We start from the raw sequence: 18,579 nt of genomic DNA on the forward strand, positions 1-18,579 counted from the left end.
ATGACCGGATGCCCGACATCCGAAAGCCGGCCCCGGCCGCTGTCGAGCCCCTCCTGCACCGGGCGGCGCGCATCGAGAACTCCGTGCACCGGTTCCGCGAGAAGCGGGCCCGCAAGCGCGGCCTGCGTCCGACGATCGTGCCGTACACGGGCTACGGCTCGAGCGGGTGGGTCCGTGTCCTGTCGCGCGTGCTGCTCACGCGGACCGGCACCCTCGACGGCGCCGACCGCGCGAACGTCCGCGGCTGGCGCAGCTTCACGAGCGTGCCCGTCGAGCACGCGGTCGTCGAGGTGACCATCGGCGGACGGACGCAGACGGTGACCACGGATCGCGGCGGCGTCCTCGACGTGCGGCTCGAGTCCGACCTGGCGCCGGGCTGGCACGTCGTGACGATCACGACCGAGGGCTCCCTCCCGGTGGAGGCGCCGGTCGCGGTGATCGACCCCGACGCGCGCTTCGGCATCGTCTCGGACATCGACGACACGGTCATGGTGACCTCCCTCCCGAGGCCCCTGCTCGCGGCGTGGAACACCTTCGTCCTCAACGAGCACGCTCGGCGGCCGGTGCCCGGCATGGCCGTCCTGTACGAACGGCTGCACGCGTCGTCGGGAGGCTGCCCGGTCGTCTACCTGTCGACGGGCGCCTGGAACGTCGCCCCCACGCTCTCGCGGTTCCTCTCGCGGAACCTCTATCCCCGCGGCCCCCTGCTGCTCACGGACTGGGGTCCCACGCACGACCGCTTCTTCCGGAGCGGTCGACTCCACAAGCAGGGCTCGCTCGACCGGCTGGCGGAGGAGTTCCCCCAGGTACGGTGGCTGCTCGTCGGCGACGACGGGCAGCACGACGAGGAGCTCTACGGCCGGTTCCTGCACGACCACCCCGAGAACGTGGCCGCGGTGGCCATCCGCGAGCTGTCGCCGAGCGAGGCCGTGCTGGCCGGAGGGCGGTCCCGGTCGGAGCACGCCCAGGGCACCGATGTCGCCTGGGTGTCCGCGCCGGACGGCGCCGGCCTCTGGGACCAGCTGACGGAGGCAGGGGTCGTCACCGCCCGGACGCCCTGAGCCGTCGCGAGAAGTTGCGGTCCCGCTATGACGGGAAATCCGGTTGTCAGGATGCGATGTGGCTCTTATGATCGGAAATCCACGTACAGGAGGACCATGATGGATCAGCCCTTCCCCGATCCCCCCGCGCGGTCCACGGACGAGTGGGAGGCCCGGATCGGCAGCCAGGTGCGGGCGTCGCGACTCGATGCCGGGCTCGACCAGATCTCGTTGGCACGCCGGGCCGACCTCTCGACCAGCACCCTCCAGTCGCTCGAGAACGGCCGCGGGAGCACCCTCTCGACCCTGGTGCGCGTGCTGCGGGCCCTCGGCGCCGAGGACGCCCTCGACGCCCTGGCCCCGGCGAGCGCCGTGAGTCCCATCGACGTCCTCCGATCGGCCGACCCGGCCCCGCGTCGTCGCGTGTACCGGCCACGGGCACCGCGCGGGAGCAGCGGGTCGTGAGCTGGGTGCCGGTCCAGGCGGTCGAGGTCACGGCCTGGGGCGAGCGGGTCGGCGCGGTCGCCCTCGACCCCGCGCTCGGTGCGTACGTGTTCGAGTACTACCCCGAGTGGGCGGCGCGGGGCGTCGAGCTCGCCCCGCTGACCATGCCGGTCCGTCGGCGCCGGCACGTGTTCCCGCAGCTGCCGGAGACGACGTTCCACCGCCTCCCCGCGTTGCTGGCGGACGCTCTGCCCGACGACTTCGGGAACGCCGTGATCGACGCGTGGCTGGCGAGGCAGGGCGTCGGGCGCGGGGCGGCGACGCCGCTCGACCGGCTGGCCTACATGGCGGACCGGGCGATGGGCGCCCTCGAGTTCCGGCCGTCCCGGGGGCCGCGTCACCGGACCGCGAGCGCGGTCGAGCTGAGCGACCTGGTCGCGGGTGCGCGGAGCGTCCTCGACGCCGAGTTCTCGGACGACCGGGAGAACGAGTCGGCGGTCCGCTCCCTGATCCAGGTGGGGACGTCGGCGGGAGGGGCCCGGGCCAAGGCCGTGGTCGCGTGGGACCGCGAGACCGGCGAGGTCCGGTCCGGCCAGCTGCCGGCTCCCGAGGGGTTCGAGCACTGGCTGCTGAAGCTCGACGGCATGGGCGCCGACTCGGAGCTCGGGCAGGGCGACTCGTCGGGCAGGGTGGAGCTGGCGTACTCGGCGATGGCAGGGGCCGCCGGCATCGACATGGCCGAGTGCCGGCTGCTCGAGGAGGGCGACAGGGCCCACTTCATGACCCGGCGCTTCGACCGGCTGCCGTCGGGCAAGGCGCACACGGTGACCCTCTGCGGCACGGCGCACCTCGACTTCCGCCAGCGACAGGTGCACGACTACGGACAGCTGTTCGACGTGGCGACCCGCGTCGTCGGGCGGGAGGCGCTGCCGCAGGCGTTCCGGCGCATGGTGTTCAACGTGCTGGCGGCGAACAACGACGACCACACGAAGAACACGTCGTTCCTGCTCCGGTCGGCGACGTCGCCGTGGGAGCTGGCGCCCGCGTACGACGTGACGTTCGCGCACAACCCGACGGGCAGGTTCACGTACCAGCACCTGATGGGGGTCGACGGCGTGTGGCGCGACCCCGCCGAGGCGGACGTGATGCGCCTGGCCGACCGACACCTCGTGCCCGGCGCGTCGGACATCGTGGCGGAGGTGCACGACGCGGTCGCCGGCTGGCGCGGCTTCGCCGACGAGGCCGGGGTGCCGGGGGGCGTCGCGCGTCACGTGCAGGAGAGCCTGCTGCCCTGGTGACGGAGGCCCCTGGCCGATGTCGGGGGCCCGACCTACACTCGAGGTCGAACACACGTTCGAACGAGGAGGCGGCATGAAGGTCGACGAAGCGGTGCCGGTCGAGACGACCGAGGGCGGGGCGCCGTTGCGGTTCGTCTGGCGGGGGGTCGTGTACGGCGTGGTGAGCCCGCCGGAGCGGTGGGTCACCCGACGCGAGTGGTGGCGATCGGCGGCCAGGGCGCCCCGTGGCGCCGGGGAGGCGCTGCTCGAGCTGCCGGTCTGGCGGGTCGACGCGCTGCCGCTGACCGACGGGGCGCACCGGGTCGACGGCACCTTCGACCTCGCCTGCGACGGCGCCGACGGCTCGTGGCTGCTCCTCGGCGTGTTCGACGACCGGGTCGAGCAGCAGCTGTTCGCGTGACGTCGCGAGACGCCCGCGACCCTCGGGAATGCCCGGGGTGCAAGACTCGTTCTCACGAGTGCTTCGGGGACGGTGTGATTCCGTACCGGCGGTGACAGCCCGCGACCCTCTCGACACCGAGAGGCTGATCCAGTGACAGCCCTGCGAGGGCAATTCTGGAGCCGACAGTAAAGTCTGGATGAGAGAAGCGAGCGTCGATCGCGCCTGCGGTTGCGCCTCCCCGATCCGACGACGCCCGGCGTCGTCACCGACGAGGAGGACACGATGACCCTGATCCGCTGGCTGTTCGACGCGCAGCTCGTGCTGGGCGACCAGACGATCCTGTGGCGCGAGGTGATCGGCAACGTCTTCGGCCTGCTGAGCGCCCTCGGCGGCATGCGCCGCAAGGTGTGGGCCTGGCCGGTCGGCATCGTGGGCAACGCCCTGCTGTTCACCGTGTTCCTCGGGGCCGTCTTCGACACCCCGAACCCGGTGAACCTCCTCGGCCAGGCAGGGCGTCAGGTGATGTTCATCGCGGTGTCGATCTGGGGCTGGTACCGCTGGAGCCGCTCCCGCGACGGAGGCGCGAGCGCACCTGTCGAGCCCCGCTGGGCCGGCGCGAAGAACCGGGTCGTGCTCGTCGTGGCCCTGTTCGGCGGCACCGCCGTCCTCACCCCCGTCTTCAGCGCCCTGGGCTCGTACGAGCCCGTGTGGGCGGACGCCTGGATCTTCACGGGCTCGCTGCTCGCCACCTGGGGCATGGCCAAGGGCTGGGTCGAGTTCTGGCTGATCTGGGTCGCCGTCGACCTCGTCGGCACGCCCCTGCTCTTCAGTGCCGGCTACTACGCCTCGGGCCTCATGTACGTCTTCTACGGCGCCTTCACCCTGGTCGGCTTCTTCGTGTGGGCGCGCACCCGCCGCAGCAAGCCGCAGGTCGAGACCCTCTGGCCCGACCCGACGCTGCAACGCTGAGCCGAGCCGGGTTGGATCAGAGCAGCCGCTGGCAGGATGTGCCCATGCCCCTGGCCATAGAGAACTACGCGCTCATCGGCGATCTGCACACCGGCTGCCTCGTGGGCACCGACGGCAGCATAGACTGGCTCTGCCTGCCCCGCTTCGACTCGGCGTCCGTCTTCGGCGCCCTGCTCGGCGACCCCGACCACGGGCGCTGGCTCGTCGCCCCGGTCGACGCCGCCTCGACGTCCACCCGGTCGTGGGTCGAGGACACCTTCGTCCTCGTCACGCGCTGGACGACGCCGACCGGCATCGTCGAGGTGACCGACCTGATGCCGGTCGGCGACCGTCGCGCCGACGTCGTGCGGCGCATCAGGGGCGTCGAGGGCACCGTCGCGATGCACGTCGACCTCCGCATCAGGTTCGACTACGCCGCCGCCCTCCCCTGGGTGCGCCAGGTGCCCGACGGCGACGACGTCGCGCTGCTCGCCGTCGCCGGTCCGGACGCGGTCGTCGTCCGCGGCCCCCGCCTCACCGCGGTCGACCACGCCCACCAGGCCGAGTTCGACGTCGCCGCCGGCGAGACGGTCGACATGACGTTCACCTGGTACCCCTCGCACCGCGAGCCTCCCGCCGGGGTCGACGTCCAGGCGGCCCTCGACAAGACCGTCTCCTGGTGGCGGGACTGGGCGTCGCGCTCGGAGGAGCCCACTGCCTACGCCGCCGAGGTGCGGCGGTCGTTGCTGCTGCTCCGCGCCCTCACGAACGAGGACACGGGCGGCATCGTGGCCGCGGCGACGACGAGCCTGCCCGAGCAGCGAGGAGGCGCCCGCAACTGGGACTACCGCTACGTCTGGCTGCGCGACGCCTCCATGACCCTCCAGGCCCTCATGCTCCACGGATACGCCGACGAGGCCCAGAAGTGGCGTCAGTGGCTGCTCCGCGCCATCGCCGGCGACCCGGCCGACGTCCAGATCATGTACGGGCTCGCTGGCGAGCGCACCCTCACCGAGAGCGAGCTGCCGCACCTGCCGGGCTGGGAGGGCGCCTCGCCGGTGCGACTCGGCAACGCCGCCTACCAGCAGTACCAGGGCGACATCTTCGGCGAGGTCATGGTCGCCCTGCACGAGGCTCGCGAGCTCGGGGTCACCGAGAGCGCCGCCTCCTGGCCCCTGCAGCGCGTGCTGATGCAGTTCATCGAGGACAACTGGACCCGGCCCGACAACGGCATCTGGGAGATCCGCGGCGAGCCCCGGCACTTCACCCACTCGCGAGTGATGATCTGGGCGGCGCTCGACCGTGCCGTCGCAGGCATCGAGCAGCACGGCCTCGACGGCCCCGTCGAGCGCTGGCGCAGCCTCCGCGAGGAGGTGCGACGCGAGATCGAGGAGAAGGGCTGGGACGCCGAGCGCGGCACCTACACCCAGCACTACGGATCCTCCGAGGTCGACGCCTCGCTGCTGCAGCTCGCCCAGGTGGGCTTCGTCGCGCCCGACGACCCGCGCATGCTCGGCACCGTCGCCGCGATCGAGCACGACCTCATGAGCGACGGGCTGCTGCTGCGCTACCGCACGGAGTCCGGCGTCGACGGGCTCGAGGGCGCGGAGAACCCGTTCCTCACCTGCTCGTTCTGGCTCGTCGAGCAGTGGGCGCGCTCAGGGCGCCTCGCCGAGGCGACCGCTCTGATGGACCGGCTCGTCGGCTGGTCCAACGACGTGGGCATGCTCTCGGAAGAGATCGAGGTCGCCACCGGGCACCACCTCGGCAACACCCCGCAGGCGCTGTCGCACCTCGCCCTCGTCCGGGCCGCCGATGCGATCGGCCGAGCACGGGACGCCGACGGCGGGCCGGTGTCGCAGGACGTCTGACGACGGCGACGGCCGCCCCGCTCGGTGAGCGGGGCGGCCGTCGACTGCAGGAGCGTCGAGGCTCAGGCGGGCCAGTCCGACGGGCCGGTCGAGCCGGCCGCGTAGGTGTCGAGCGGCACGTCGCCGGCCTTCCAGGCTTCGATCACCGGAGCGACGATCGCCCAGCAGCGCTCGGCGACGTCACCGCGGATCGACAGCGTCGGGTCGTCGTGGAAGATGCCGCTGAGGACCTCGCCGTAGGGGGTGAGCTCGGGCTTGCCCAGGGTGACCGACATCGTCGACTTCTCGAGGTCGAAGGGGTTGCCCGAGCCGTTGGTCGTGACGCCGAGCTCCATCGTCTCGGGGCTGATCTCGATGCGGAGCGTGTCGGGCGTCGACGAGCCGTTGAGGCCCTCCGGGAGCGCGGGCACCGGCTTGAAGGTGATCAGCACCTCCTTGCGGATCTTCGTCATGCCCTTGCCCGAGCGGAGGATGAACGGGACGCCCGCCCAGCGACGGGTCTTGACCTCGAACTCGACCTCGGCCAGGGTCTCGGTCTGGCGCGCGTTGTCGACGCCGTCCTCGTCGGCGTAGGCGGGCACGTCCTTGCCGTCGATGGTGCCGGCCGCGTACTGCGCGCGGCGGCTCGAGGCGATCGGGTCGGCGCCCTTGACCCACGTCGCGCGGAGCACGCGGGCGATCTCGCTGCGCAGCTCGACCGAGTCGATGCTCGACGGGGCGTCCATCGCGATGACGGCGAGCACCTGCAGCAGGTGGCTCTGGATCATGTCGATCAGCGCGCCGGCCTTGTCGTAGTACTGCGCGCGGCCCTCGAGGCCGAGGACCTCGTCGTAGAAGATCTCGACCTTCTCGATGTTCTCGCTGTTCCAGACCGGCTCGAAGAGGCGGTTGGCGAAGCGCAGGCCGATCATGTTGAGCACCGTGGCGCGACCGAGGAAGTGGTCGGTGCGGTGGATGCGCTCCTCCGGCACGATCTTGAGCAGCTCGGCGTTGAGCTCTCGGGCACTCGCCTCGTCGGAGCCGAAGGGCTTCTCGAGCGCGAGGCGGAGGCCGTCGGGCAGGTCGATCTCGGCGAGCGCCTGGATCACCTTGGTGCTGATGGCCGGGGGCAGCGCGAAGTACATGACGGGCGTGCCCTCAGACGCCTCGAAGAGGGCCTTCAGGTGCTCGACCGTGGTCGGGTCGCCCTGGATGTACTGGCTGGACGCCAGCGTCTTCTTCGCGAGGTCGCTGCCCGCGTCGCCGTTGAAGGCGGTCGTGACGACGTCGTCCCATTCTTCGGGGCTGCGCTCGCTGCGGCCGGTGCCGATCAGCTGCACGTCGACCCCGCGGTCGCTCTTGAGCAGGCTCGCGAGACCGGGGAGGAGGAGGCGCTCGGTCAGGTCTCCCGAGGCTCCGAGGATGATGAGGGTGGTGGTGTCTGTCACAGGTACGGCTTCCGTGAAGGCGGCGACGGGTCGCCGCTCGGTGTGTGAGGGGTACGGGCTGCCGGGCCGGGGCGGAGTCGCGGCACGCCGTGGGCGCATCCGCGAGACCGGCGCAGGGCGCGGCGGGGCGTTCGGCGACGATGCCTCCCCCACCGTACTGCGCCCGGGCGTCCGACGCCGTCAGCGTTCGCGGGCAGCGTCCTCCGCCTCGCCGTCGGCGGCCGGGCCCTGCGCCTCCTGGCGTCGTTCGCTGTCACGCGGCGCGGTGTCGCGGGGCGCCGTGGGGTCGTCGACGGGGCCGGTGCTCGTGGTGCCGCCGACCTCGGCAGCGACGTCGTCGGCATCGACGTCGCCGTCTCCGTCGAGGTCGCCGACCGCCTCGTCGTCGGGGCGGGGAGCCGTCGAGTCGTCGGGGTCGAGCGCGGCGACGATCCGTCCGAGCGAGACGGCGACCGAGACGCCGCCGCTCGTGGCGACCGTCGGCAGCTCGCGGTGCGTGTCGATGGCCCGCCAGAGCGCCTCGACGTCGCGGCGGGCGGTGACGAAGGCGTCCCGGTCGTCGCCGCCGCGCCTCCTGATCACCTCTCCGACGCTGCGGACGGCACGGGCGACGAGGGGGGCGAGGTCGTCGACGATGCCGATCTGTCGGCCGATCCGGCGGCCGAGGATGCCGGAGACCTCGGCGAGGTCCTGCAGGTGGAACCCCACCCGCTCGAAGACGACGAGGTCGGCGTACTCGGTGCCGAGGTCGCGTCGTCGCAGCAGCCACCGCGGGTTGAGGCGGCGCGACTCGTCGGCGTACTGGACGGCGTCGCGGACGTGCCGCAGGGTGCTCGGCAGGACCGCGACGCGTCGCTCCCAGTCGTCGTCCTCGATCGGCCAGTCCGCCTCGAACACGGTGGCGACGTCGTCGGCGCGGTCGGCGAGCGACGCCTGCACGAGCCGGAGCCGCTGCTCGGCACGGCCGGTGTAGAGGGGCGGCACCAGGAGGAGGTTGACGAGGACGCCCACGGCGACGCCGACGCCGATCTGCACGACGTAGCCGGTGGAGTAGTCCCCTGCGTTCGCTCCGCCGAGCAGCAGCACGAAGAGCCCGGCGGTCAGCACCCAGTCGCGGCCGGCGCCCAACCAGCGGATCCCCGCGATGAGCGTGCCGAGGCCGACGACGAGCGCCACGGCCAGCACGCCCGGCTGCCCCTCCTGCAGGGCGAACACCGTCGTCGCGAGCAGCACCCCGATCACGAGGCCGAGGATCGTCTGCAGCCCCTGCTTGAGCGACGTCTTCACGGTCGGCCAGAGCGCCAGCACGGCCCCGAGCGGAGCGTAGTAGGGGTACTCGGCGGCCACGCCGGGCACGTGGGGCGCGATCCAGTAGGCGAGAGCCGCGGCGAGCGCCCCCTTCGCGGCCATGAGGAGGCGCGGCTGGGCCAGCAGGGTCCGCGTCCACCGGGAGGCGGTCCTGGCGGAGTCCTGGGCGGCGGCTCGTCGGTCTGGCATCTGACGATGATGACAGCAGGGCGCGGTCGCCGCCTGGGGCGCCGGCAGGGTCGTCGTACCCCGCCAGTGCGACGTACACTCGTCGAACACACGTTCGAACCGACCTCGGCCGGGAGGTCCGACGAGAGAAGCACAGAGGCAGCACGATGCGTTTCACCCACCTCCACGTGGCATCGTCGTTCAGCGCGCACTACGGCACGACGCCGCCGGCGCAGCTCGTCGAGCACGCCGCCGCCCACGGCGCGGACGCGCTGGCGATCACCGACCGCGACGGCCTCTACGGGGCGATCCGGCACATCGGCGCCTGCCGGGCGGCGGGCATCGACCCGATCGTGGGCGTCGAGCTCGGCTGCGTCGACGACACGGCCGACGACGAGGGCCAGGGTGGCGCTGCGGCCGGTGCCGGTCCCGGGGGCAGGGCGGGCGCCTCCTCGGTCGACCGGATCGTGGTGCTCGCGCACGGGGCGGGCGGGGGGCGTCCGGGTGCGGGCTGGGCCGCTCTCTGCCGGTTGATCAGCGCCGCGCACGGCAGGGCGACGAGGCGGGTGAGCGGCAGCGCGAACAGCGTCGCGACGATCCCGCGGTCACGGCTGCGGGCGTTCCTCCGCAGCGACGAGGGCGCCGACGCGACGGTGCTGCTCGGGCCCGACTCCGACGTGGGGCGGCTGGTGGCGGAGGGCAGGCACACTGCCGCTGCGGCGTCGCTGGCCGCCTGGGCGCGCGAGCTGCCCGGCGGCGTGGCCGTCGAGGTCGTCTGTCACCTCACCGAGCCGGGCGAGAGCCGCAGCGTGCGGCACGCGGCGCGCATGCTCGAGCTGGCCGAGCACGTCGGGGTGCCCGCCGTGCTGACCAACGCGGTGCGCTACCTCGACCCCGACGGCGCGGTCACGGCCGACGTGCTCGACTCGGCGGGGCACCTGGCCCCGCTGGGGGCGTTCACCCCGCAGCCGAACGCCCAGGCGTCGCTCAAGCGGGGCGACGAGATGCGCGCGCTGGCGACCCTCGTCGCCGACGCCTCCTCGTGCCCCCGCCGGGCGGCAGAGGAGATGCTCGCCGAGACCGAGCGGCTCGCCGACCGCTGCCGCCTCGACCCCGACGCCGACCTGCGCTGGCGCCGACCGAAGACGCCCGAGCTCAGCGCCATCGGCGTCGACGGCGATCCCGACCAGGTGCTGTTCCGTCGGGCCGAGGCGGGCGTCACCGAGCGCTTCGGCCACGCCGACCAGGCCCTCCGTCGCACCGTCGACGAACGGATGCGCTACGAGCTGGGGATCATCACGGGCTTCGGCTTCGCGAGCTACTTCCTCACCGTCGCCGACGTCTCGGCCCTGATGCGCGACATGCGGGTGCGGAACGCCGCGCGGGGGTCGGGCGCCGGCAGCTTGGTCACCTACCTCCTGCGCATCTCGAACGTCGACCCGATCGAGCACGACCTGCTGTTCGAGCGGTTCCTCGGCAACAAGCGCGAGACGCTGCCCGACATCGACATCGACGTCGAGTCGGCCAGGCGGCACGAGATCTACCGGGCGATCTTCGACCGCTACGGCAGCAACCGGGTCACCCTCATGTCCATGCAGTCGACCTACCGCGGCCGGGGGGCGGTGCGCGACGCCGGCCAGGCCCTCGGGCTCGACGACGACCAGATCGACCTCGTCGCGAACAACGTGTGGCGCTCGAACGCCCGCGACCTCCGCACCGCCATGGCCGAGAAGCCCGAGCTGCGGGCCATCGCCGACCTCGCCCGGCAGAACGGCCAGATCGACCTGCTCGTCGACCTGACCGAGCGGCTCGACCGACTGCCCCGGCACATCTCGATGCACCCGTGCGGGGTGATCCTCGGCGACTCCGACCTGCTCAGCACGACCCCGGTGCAGCCGAGCGGCATCGGGCTGCCGATGAGCCAGTTCGACAAGCACGACATGAACGACGCGGGCCTGCTGAAGCTCGACGTGCTCGGGGTCCGGATGCAGAGCTCGATGGCCTACGCGCTCGACGAGATCGAGCGGGTGAACGGCGCCCGCGCCGCCCTGGCCGGCGGGCTCGCCGTCGACGTCCCCTACGTGAACCGGCAGGGGCGGGTCGAGCTCGACGAGATCCCGCACGACGACGAGCCCACCTTCGAGGCGATCCGCACCACCCACACCCTCGGCATGTTCCAGATCGAGAGCCCCGGGCAGCGCGAGCTGATCGGCAAGATGCAGCCCGACCGCTACAGCGACCTGATCGCCGACATCTCGCTGTTCCGCCCCGGCCCGATGAAGGGCAACATGGTCGCGCCGTTCCTCGACACGAAGCACGGGTTCCAGCGGCCCGACTACCTGCACCCGAGCTTCGCGCCGTTCCTCGACGACAGCTACGGCGTGGTGATCTACCACGAGCACGTGCTGCGCATCCTCGAGGCCACGATGGAGGTCTCGCTCGCCGAGGCCGACGAGATCCGCCGGCACATGGGCAAGGGCCAGGACGACGCCCTCGAGGTCGAGTTCCGACGCCGCACGACCGGGAACGTCGACGACGACGGCAGGAGGCGGTTCACCGACGCCCAGGTCGACAAGATCTGGGCGGTGCTCAAGGGGTTCGGCTCCTTCGGCTTCTGCAAGGCGCACGGCGCCGCGTTCGCGCTGCCCACCTACCAGACCGCCTGGCTCAAGACCCACTACCCGGCGGAGTTCCTCGCCGGGGTGCTGACGCACGACCCCGGGATGTACCCGAAGCGGCTGCTGCTGACCGAGGCGCGACGCATGGGCGTGCCCGTGCTGCCGCTCGACGTCAACGCGTCGACCGACGTCTACAGGGTCGAGCGGGTGCGTGCCCCGGCGACGCCGATCGCGCCCAGCCGCCCCGGCGACCTCGGCATCCGGCTGTCGTTGTCCGACGTGCACGGCATCAGCGACTCCGAGCTCGCCCGCGTCGTCGTGGGCCGGCCCTACGAGTCGATCACCGACTTCTGGCAGCGGGCCACGCCGTCGCGGCGGCTGATCGAGCGGCTGGCGCAGGTCGGCGCGCTCGATTCCCTTGCCGGCCCCGGGCGGACGAGGGGCGACGTGCTCGCCCGTGTGCGGTCGCTGACGCAGCGCACCGCACGGCCACGCGCCTCCGACGTGCAGAACCAGCTCGACTTCTCGGTCGACGACTCGGCGGAGGTGCCCACCGGCACCCCCGACGTGAGCCTGCGCGAGAGGGTGGGCGACGAGCTCGACATCCTGTCGATGGAGGTCAGCGAGCACGTGATCGAGAGCTACCGCCCGATGCTCGACGACCTCGGCGTCGTCCGGGCAGCCGATCTGCGCGACCACTGGAACGGCACCACCGTGCTCGTCGCGGGAATCCGGATCGCCACCCAGACGCCGCCGATGCGCAGCGGCAAACGGGTCGTGTTCATCAGCGTCGACGACGGCACGGGCTGCGCCGACGCGACGTTCTTCGAGGAGGCGCAGGCGAGGTCGGGGCCGCTGCTGTTCGGCACGAAGCTGCTGCTGATCCAGGGGCGGACCAGGCGCACCGGCGAGCGCGGCATCTCGCTCGAGGCCGAGGCCGCCTGGGACCTCAAGGCGATGTGGCGCGACTGGCAGGCAGGTCGTGCGGCGGCGGGCGCGGCCGGAGCGGCACCGGAGGGGCACGAGCTGCCCGACCTCTCGGACGCGTCCGCGTGAGGCTCTCGGACGCGTCTGCGTAGGGTGGCGAGCATGAGCGACGAGCAGCAGGCGAAGGGCACGTACGTCGAGCCCGGCCAGGAGTACACCCGCGACACGAACTACATCGAGGACAGGATCACGCGCGACGCCGTCGACGGCTGGCCCGTCGAGGCCGGCCGCTACCGGCTCGTCGCCGCCCGCGCCTGCCCCTGGGCCAACCGCACCGTCATCTCGCGCCGCCTCCTCGGCCTCGAGGGAGCGATCTCGCTCGGCCTGCCCGGGCCGACCCACGACGCCCGCAGCTGGACCTTCGACCTCGACCCGGACGGCCGCGACCCCGTGCTCGGCATCGAGCGCCTGCAGGAGGCGTTCCTCGCCCGCACCCCCGACTACGCCCGCGGCATCACCGTGCCCGCGATCGTCGACGTGCCGACCGGCAAGGTGGTCACCAACGACTTCCCGCAGATCACCCTCGACTTCGCCACCGAGTGGACCGAGCACCACCGCGAGGGTGCGCCCGAGCTCTACCCCGAGCACCTGCGCGCCGAGATCGACGAGGTGAACGCCGTCGTGTTCCGCGACGTGAACAACGGCGTGTACCGCGCCGGGTTCGCCGGCTCGCAGAAGAGCTACGAGCGGGCGTACCGCACGCTCTTCGAGCGCCTCGACTGGCTGTCCGAGCGCCTCGCGGGGCAGCGCTTCCTCGTGGGTGACACCATCACCGAGGCGGACATCCGCCTCTTCACCACCCTCGCCCGCTTCGACGCCGTCTACCACGGCCACTTCAAGTGCAACCGCTCGAAGCTGGCAGAGATGCCGGTGCTCTGGGCCTACGCCCGCGACCTGTTCCAGACGCCCGGCTTCGGCGACACGATCGACTTCGCCCAGATCAAGGCGCACTACTACGTGGTGCACAGCGACATCAACCCGACGGGGATCGTCCCGGCCGGCCCCGACCCGTCGGGCTGGCTGACCGAGCACGGCCGTGAGGAGCTCGGCGGGCGGCCGTTCGGCGACGGCACTCCGCCGGCCGCGCCTCCCGAGGGCGAGCGGGTGCCGCCGCTCGTCGCGTGACCGACCCGACCGGGCAGCTACGCCGGACCCGTGACGAGGCGCTCGCGCTGGCCGAGCGACTCCTGCGCGACATGGAGGCGGTGGCCGAGGCCCGCGAGGGAGCGAACGTCGACGACGAACACGACCCCGAGGGCTCGACCATCGCCTACGAACGGTCGCAGCTCGACGCGGTCCGTCGTTCAGCCCTCGAGCGCGCCGCCGACGCCGAGGCGGCGCTCGGCCGGGTGGCCGACGGCACCTTCGGCCGCTGCGAGCGCTGCGCCGCGCGGATCGGCGAGGCGCGGCTCGAGGCCCGGCCCACCGCCCGCCTCTGCATCGACTGCGCTCGCTGACCCTGCCCTGCGGGGCACCCCCGCGGCACTTCCGCCGCGAGCAGCCGCGACGTAGGCTGCCGACACCACGGCGACGATGCCGGGCCCGACTGCCCTGCCGACGCCTCCGCTCGATGACGAGGGGCGACATGGCAGCGGCCCGACCCGACCCGCCGACCGCTCGTGCGTCCCGCGGGGCCGCGCGCCGGCTCCTGCTCGCGGCGTCCTGGAAGCGGGCCGCCGACCACCGTGTCGACCCCGACGCGCTCCCCCTGCTCGAGCTGCCCGACGACGACCTGGCCTCGTGGCGCCGCGAGCACCCGCTCGCGCTGCTGCTGCCGGTCGTCCAGCGCCTCCTGATCGACGACGTCGAGGGCAGCGGCCTGCTGGTGGCCGTCGGCGACGAACGCGGTCGCCTGCTCTGGGTCGAGGGCGACCGCGAGGCACGGCGCCGGGCCGAGTCGATGCTCTTCGTCGCCGGGGCCGGCTGGGCCGAGTCGAGGGTCGGCACCTCCGCGCCCGGCACCGCCCTCGAGCTCGACCGCGGCGTGCAGGTCAGGGGGCCCGAGCACTTCTCCCACCTCGTCCAGGAGTGGAGCTGCACCGCCGTCCCCGTGCACGACCCCGCCGACGGACGCCTCATCGGCGTGGTCGACATCACCGGCGACGACCGTGCCGCCGGCGAGCAGACGCTGCCGCTGCTGCGCGCGACGGTCGCCGCGATGGAGGCGGAGCTCGCCCTCTCGAGGACGCGGTCCCCACGCCGCGTCGGCACCGGCGCAGGCGCGGCCCCCGGCGCCGCCTCCAGCCCCAGGACCGGCTCCCGCCCCGCCCGACGGCCTCGGGCCCACCAGACCGGTCCGGCGACGCCGGCACCCCCGCGGCTCGACGTGCTCGGCCGTGACGAGGCGGTGCTCCACGCCGGCTGGACCGCCACGACGCTGAGCGCCCGGCACTCCGAGCTCCTCCTCCTGCTCGCCGCTCGGCCGGAGGGGTGGTCGGCCGAGGCGCTGGCCGACGCGATCTGGGGCGAGCGCGGCGCGGTCGGCACCCTGCGGCCCGAGCTCGTCCGGCTCCGCCACGTGCTCGAGGCGGTCGCCCCCTCGCTCGTGCCGACGTCGCGGCCGTACCGGCTGCCGACGGGACTGGCCACGGACGCCGACGAGGTCGTGCACCTGCTCGACCGCGGCGCGCACCGCGCCGCCCTGCGCGCCGCGACGGGCCCGCTCCTGCCGGGCTCGTCGGCCCCGGGCGTCGAGAGCCTCCGCGCCGAGCTCGCGCGACACCTCGGGGAGTCCCTGCGCACCTCCGGCTCGGTCGACGTGCTGCTGCAGTGGGTGGCCACCGCCCAGGGCGCCGACGACGAGCCGGCCCGCCGCGAGCTGCTGCGGCTGCTGCCGCCCCGGTCGCCCCGCCGGGCGGGTCTCGTCGCGGGCGCCGTCGGGGGTACCGCAGCGGATCGAGACGCGCAACGGGACGCAACGTCGGCCGACCTACCCTGACCCCACGGGCCGCGCGATCCGTGGCCTCCGACACCGTCGTCGAAAGGGACAGCCATGACCGTCACCACTCCCCCGAGCACCTACGCGCAGCCCGGCCAGCCGGGCGCCGCCGTGCAGTTCGAGGCCCGATACGACCACTTCATCGGGGGCGAGTACGTCGCCCCGGCGAGCGGGAAGTACTTCGAGAACCCCAGCCCCGTGAACGGCAAGCCCTTCACCGAGGTCGCCCGGGGCAACGCGCAGGACGTCGACCGCGCCGTCGAGGCGGCGTGGCGGGCCTTCGACTCCTGGAAGCGCACCACCATCACCGAGCGCTCGATCATCCTCAACAAGATCGCCGACCGGATGGAGGCGAACCTCGAGATGCTGGCCGTCGCCGAGACCTGGGACAACGGCAAGCCGATCCGCGAGTCGCTGGCCGCCGACGTGCCGCTGGCGATCGACCACTTCCGGTACTTCGCCGGCGCCATCCGCGCCCAGGAGGGCTCGACCGGCGAGATCGACGGCGACACCGTCGCGTACCACTTCCACGAGCCGCTCGGCGTGGTGGGCCAGATCATCCCCTGGAACTTCCCCCTGCTGATGGCGGTGTGGAAGCTCGCCCCTGCCCTCGCCGCGGGCAACTGCGTCGTGCTGAAGCCGGCCGAGCAGACGCCCGCGTCGATCCACGTCTTCATGGACCTGATCAAGGACCTGCTGCCCGCCGGCGTCCTGAACATCGTCAACGGCTTCGGCGTCGAGGCCGGCGCTCCCCTGGCCAGCCACCCGAACATCCGCAAGATCGCCTTCACCGGCGAGACGACCACCGGCCGGCTCATCATGCAGATGGCCAGCGAGAACCTCATCCCCGTCACCCTCGAGCTCGGCGGCAAGAGCCCCAACGTCTTCTTCGCCGACGTCGCCGACGAGCAGGACGACTTCTACGACAAGGCGCTCGAGGGCTTCTCGTTCTTCAACCTCAACTCGGGCGAGGTCTGCACCTGCCCGTCCCGGGCGCTCGTGCAGCAGTCGATCTACGACCAGTTCACGGCCGACGGCATCGAGCGGGTGAAGAAGGTGAAGCAGGGCGACCCCCTCTCGCTCGACACCATGATCGGCGCTCAGGCCTCGAACGACCAGCTCGAGAAGATCCTCAGCTACATGGACATCGGCAAGCAGGAGGGGGCGACGCTGCTGCTCGGCGGCGACCGCGCCGATCTCGGCGGCGACCTCACCGACGGCTACTACGTGAACCCGACGATCTTCGAGGGCAGGAACTCGATGCGCATCTTCCAGGAGGAGATCTTCGGCCCGGTCCTCAGCCTCACGAGCTTCTCCGACTACGACGACGCGATCAAGATCGCCAACGACACCCTCTACGGCCTCGGCGCCGGCGTGTGGAGCCGCAACGGCGCCCAGCTCTACCGGGCCGGCCGCGACATCCAGGCCGGCCGCGTCTGGTCGAACACCTACCACCAGTACCCCGCGGGAGCGGCGTTCGGCGGCTACAAGCAGTCCGGCATAGGGCGCGAGAACCACAAGATGATGCTCGACCACTACCAGCAGACGAAGAACCTGCTCGTCAGCTACGCGGACGGCCCGATGGGCTTCTTCTGATGGAGACCGCAGCGAAGGAGGTTCGGGTCGTCCCGGCCGATCCTGCCCCGGCCCCCGAAGCGGTCGCCCTGCCCTCCCGGGTCGACGTCTCCGCGGAGGCGGCGGCATTCCTCGTCGACCTCACGGCCGAGCACGGCCCCCTGATGTTCCACCAGTCGGGCGGCTGCTGCGACGGCTCGTCGCCGATGTGCTATCCGGTGGGCTTCTTCCGGGTCGGCGCGGTCGACGTCCACCTCGGCGACCTGCACGTCGACGGTCTCGACCCGATCGAGGTCTACATGTCGCGCAGCCAGTTCGAGTACTGGAAGTGGACGCACCTCACGATCGACGTCGTCGCGGGCCGGGGCGCCGGCTTCTCGGTCGAGTCGCCCGAGGGGCGCCGGTTCCTGATCCGGTCGCGCATGCTCGACGACGCCGAGCAGGCAGCCCTCGGGCTAGTCCCGGGGAGCTGACCGAGAGGACCCCGCAGGTCTACGGCGTCTGCGCCGCTGCCGTCCCGCCCTCGGCGGGCGGCAGGGCGTAGACGCCGTGGCCGGTCCGCACGATGACGCCCTGCCGCGCCAGGACCGAGAGGGTCGAGAGCACGCTCGAGCGGCGGTAGCCCGGGAGCGCCTCGACGATCCCGGTGGTGCGCAGGGCCCCGGCGCGGAGCACCTCGGGCAGCCGCTCCGCGAGCGAGTCACCCGACGAGCTGCCCGCGGGGGCCTGCGGCCCGTCGTCGGCCGAGGCAGGGTCGACCCCGGCCTCGGCGACGTACTCGGCACGGGCGTGCGCCAGCCCCTCCGCGGTGACCCGCGTCGTGGCGCCGTCCGGCCCCGCGGCCTGGGCGTACGGGCCGAGCGTCAGCGACCGGCCGACCCGGCCGTGGACCGCCGACGCGCTGGTGCCCTGGTGCTCGGCGATCTCCGGGTAGGAGGCGCCGCCCAGCAGCAGGACCGCCTCCCCCTCGAGAGCCAGCCACTGCCCCAGGCTCGCGATCTCCCAGCCCGCCGCCGTGACGGCGGAGCCCCAGACCTCGATGTCGTCGCCGTGCTCGGTCGTAAGGGCGTGCAGGTCGGCCAGCAGGTCGACGAGGCGCCCCCGGGCGTCGTCGACGATCTCGGCCGTGAACTGCGGCGGGCGTCGAAGTTTGATCGGTCGTGACATCTGTGAAAGACTATCCAAGTTGCCCGAGCGGCAGCGCGACGTCGTCCGGCGATCCGGACGTCACACCCCAATCTTCCCAGGAGTTCCCATGGCATTCGCAATCGTGCGCGCCGGCGGCCGTCAGGAGAAGGTCGAGGTCGGGACGATCCTGACCGTCGACCGCCTCAAGGCCTCGGCATCCGACACCGTCTCGTTCGTCCCCGTCCTGCACGTCGACGGCGACACGATCCTCACCGGCGACGACCTCGCGAAGGTCACCGTCGAGGGCGAGGTCCTGAACGACCTCCGCGGCCCGAAGATCGTCATCCAGAACTACAAGAACAAGACCGGCTACAAGCGTCGCATGGGCTTCCGTGCCGACCTGACCCGCGTCAAGATCACCTCGATCACCACCAAGTAGCACCGCGA

16 protein-coding genes and 1 riboswitch are annotated in these 18,579 nt (G+C 72.5%); of the genes, 13 read left to right on the top strand and 3 right to left on the bottom strand.

Going from position 1 to position 18,579, the window contains the following annotated elements; translation table 11 throughout:
• Positions 1–8 precede the first annotated feature (8 nt).
• From EDF20_RS02815 to EDF20_RS02840, 6 genes are all read left to right on the top strand, one after another.
• The gene (locus EDF20_RS02815) at positions 9–1,061 is read left to right on the top strand and encodes a phosphatase domain-containing protein (RefSeq protein WP_123546192.1); all 1,053 of its coding nucleotides are present in this window, start codon (positions 9–11) and stop codon (positions 1,059–1,061) included.
• A 96-nt stretch (positions 1,062–1,157) separates the two neighbouring features.
• On the top strand, positions 1,158–1,505 hold the full coding sequence (locus EDF20_RS02820; RefSeq protein ID WP_158614602.1) for a helix-turn-helix domain-containing protein: 348 nt from the start codon (positions 1,158–1,160) through the stop codon (positions 1,503–1,505).
• Entirely contained in the window at positions 1,502–2,782 is a 1,281-nt protein-coding gene (locus EDF20_RS02825; protein WP_123546196.1) for a type II toxin-antitoxin system HipA family toxin, read from the top strand. Before EDF20_RS02820 ends, EDF20_RS02825 begins: the two co-directional genes overlap by 4 nt.
• 73 nt (positions 2,783–2,855) lie before the next feature.
• A complete protein-coding gene (locus EDF20_RS02830) occupies positions 2,856–3,182 on the top strand; it encodes a DUF6504 family protein (RefSeq protein WP_123546198.1) in 327 nt (108 codons plus the stop codon).
• Between the two features lie 55 nt (positions 3,183–3,237).
• Positions 3,238–3,376: riboswitch (FMN riboswitch) on the top strand.
• A 70-nt stretch (positions 3,377–3,446) separates the two neighbouring features.
• Positions 3,447–4,133, top strand: coding sequence for a nicotinamide riboside transporter PnuC (pnuC, locus tag EDF20_RS02835; protein ID WP_123546200.1), 687 nt, complete (start codon positions 3,447–3,449; stop codon positions 4,131–4,133).
• A 44-nt stretch (positions 4,134–4,177) separates the two neighbouring features.
• Positions 4,178–5,983, top strand: a complete 1,806-nt coding sequence (locus EDF20_RS02840; RefSeq protein ID WP_133737636.1) for a glycoside hydrolase family 15 protein — start codon at positions 4,178–4,180, stop codon at positions 5,981–5,983.
• Between the two features lie 62 nt (positions 5,984–6,045).
• Here EDF20_RS02840 and EDF20_RS02845 read toward each other — a convergent pair whose 3' ends face one another.
• A complete protein-coding gene (locus tag EDF20_RS02845; RefSeq protein ID WP_243833344.1) occupies positions 6,046–7,410 on the bottom strand; it encodes a glucose-6-phosphate dehydrogenase in 1,365 nt (454 codons plus the stop codon).
• A gap of 180 nt (positions 7,411–7,590) precedes the next feature.
• Positions 7,591–8,907 carry an aromatic acid exporter family protein gene (locus tag EDF20_RS02850; RefSeq protein ID WP_123546206.1) on the bottom strand — a complete coding sequence of 439 codons (1,317 nt, stop codon included), beginning with the start codon at positions 8,905–8,907 and terminating at the stop codon, positions 7,591–7,593.
• A gap of 146 nt (positions 8,908–9,053) precedes the next feature.
• On the opposite strand from EDF20_RS02850, the gene dnaE reads away from it, so the two are divergent.
• The 6 genes from dnaE (at position 9,054) to EDF20_RS02880 (ending at position 17,477) form a co-directional block, all read left to right on the top strand.
• Positions 9,054–12,560: a DNA polymerase III subunit alpha gene (dnaE, locus tag EDF20_RS02855; protein WP_133737638.1), complete on the top strand. Its 3,507-nt coding sequence runs from the start codon at positions 9,054–9,056 to the stop codon at positions 12,558–12,560.
• Positions 12,561–12,593: 33 nt separating this feature from the next.
• Positions 12,594–13,616 carry a glutathione S-transferase C-terminal domain-containing protein gene (locus EDF20_RS02860; protein WP_133737639.1) on the top strand — a complete coding sequence of 341 codons (1,023 nt, stop codon included), beginning with the start codon at positions 12,594–12,596 and terminating at the stop codon, positions 13,614–13,616.
• Positions 13,613–13,948 (top strand): TraR/DksA C4-type zinc finger protein, encoded by a 336-nt coding sequence (locus EDF20_RS02865; protein ID WP_243833346.1) that lies wholly within the window; start codon positions 13,613–13,615, stop codon positions 13,946–13,948. The genes EDF20_RS02860 and EDF20_RS02865 overlap by 4 nt, the downstream gene beginning before the upstream one ends.
• Before the next feature lie 128 nt (positions 13,949–14,076).
• Positions 14,077–15,429 carry a helix-turn-helix domain-containing protein gene (locus tag EDF20_RS02870; RefSeq protein ID WP_133737640.1) on the top strand — a complete coding sequence of 451 codons (1,353 nt, stop codon included), beginning with the start codon at positions 14,077–14,079 and terminating at the stop codon, positions 15,427–15,429.
• 54 nt (positions 15,430–15,483) lie between these two features.
• Positions 15,484–17,025 (top strand): aldehyde dehydrogenase family protein, encoded by a 1,542-nt coding sequence (locus EDF20_RS02875; RefSeq protein ID WP_133737641.1) that lies wholly within the window; start codon positions 15,484–15,486, stop codon positions 17,023–17,025.
• Entirely contained in the window at positions 17,025–17,477 is a 453-nt protein-coding gene (locus EDF20_RS02880; RefSeq protein WP_133737642.1) for a DUF779 domain-containing protein, read from the top strand. Before EDF20_RS02875 ends, EDF20_RS02880 begins: the two co-directional genes overlap by 1 nt.
• 19 nt (positions 17,478–17,496) lie before the next feature.
• On the opposite strand, the gene EDF20_RS02885 is transcribed toward EDF20_RS02880, so the two are convergent.
• A complete protein-coding gene (locus EDF20_RS02885) occupies positions 17,497–18,171 on the bottom strand; it encodes a hypothetical protein (RefSeq protein ID WP_133737643.1) in 675 nt (224 codons plus the stop codon).
• Between the two features lie 88 nt (positions 18,172–18,259).
• Between EDF20_RS02885 and rplU the strand changes: the two genes are divergently transcribed.
• Complete coding sequence (rplU, locus tag EDF20_RS02890) at positions 18,260–18,571, top strand: 50S ribosomal protein L21 (protein WP_123546218.1); 312 nt, start codon at positions 18,260–18,262, stop codon at positions 18,569–18,571.
• The last annotated feature ends 8 nt before the right edge of the window (positions 18,572–18,579 follow it).

This window comes from Frigoribacterium sp. PhB116 (assembly GCF_004364285.1).
GTDB lineage: Bacteria > Actinomycetota > Actinomycetes > Actinomycetales > Microbacteriaceae > Frigoribacterium.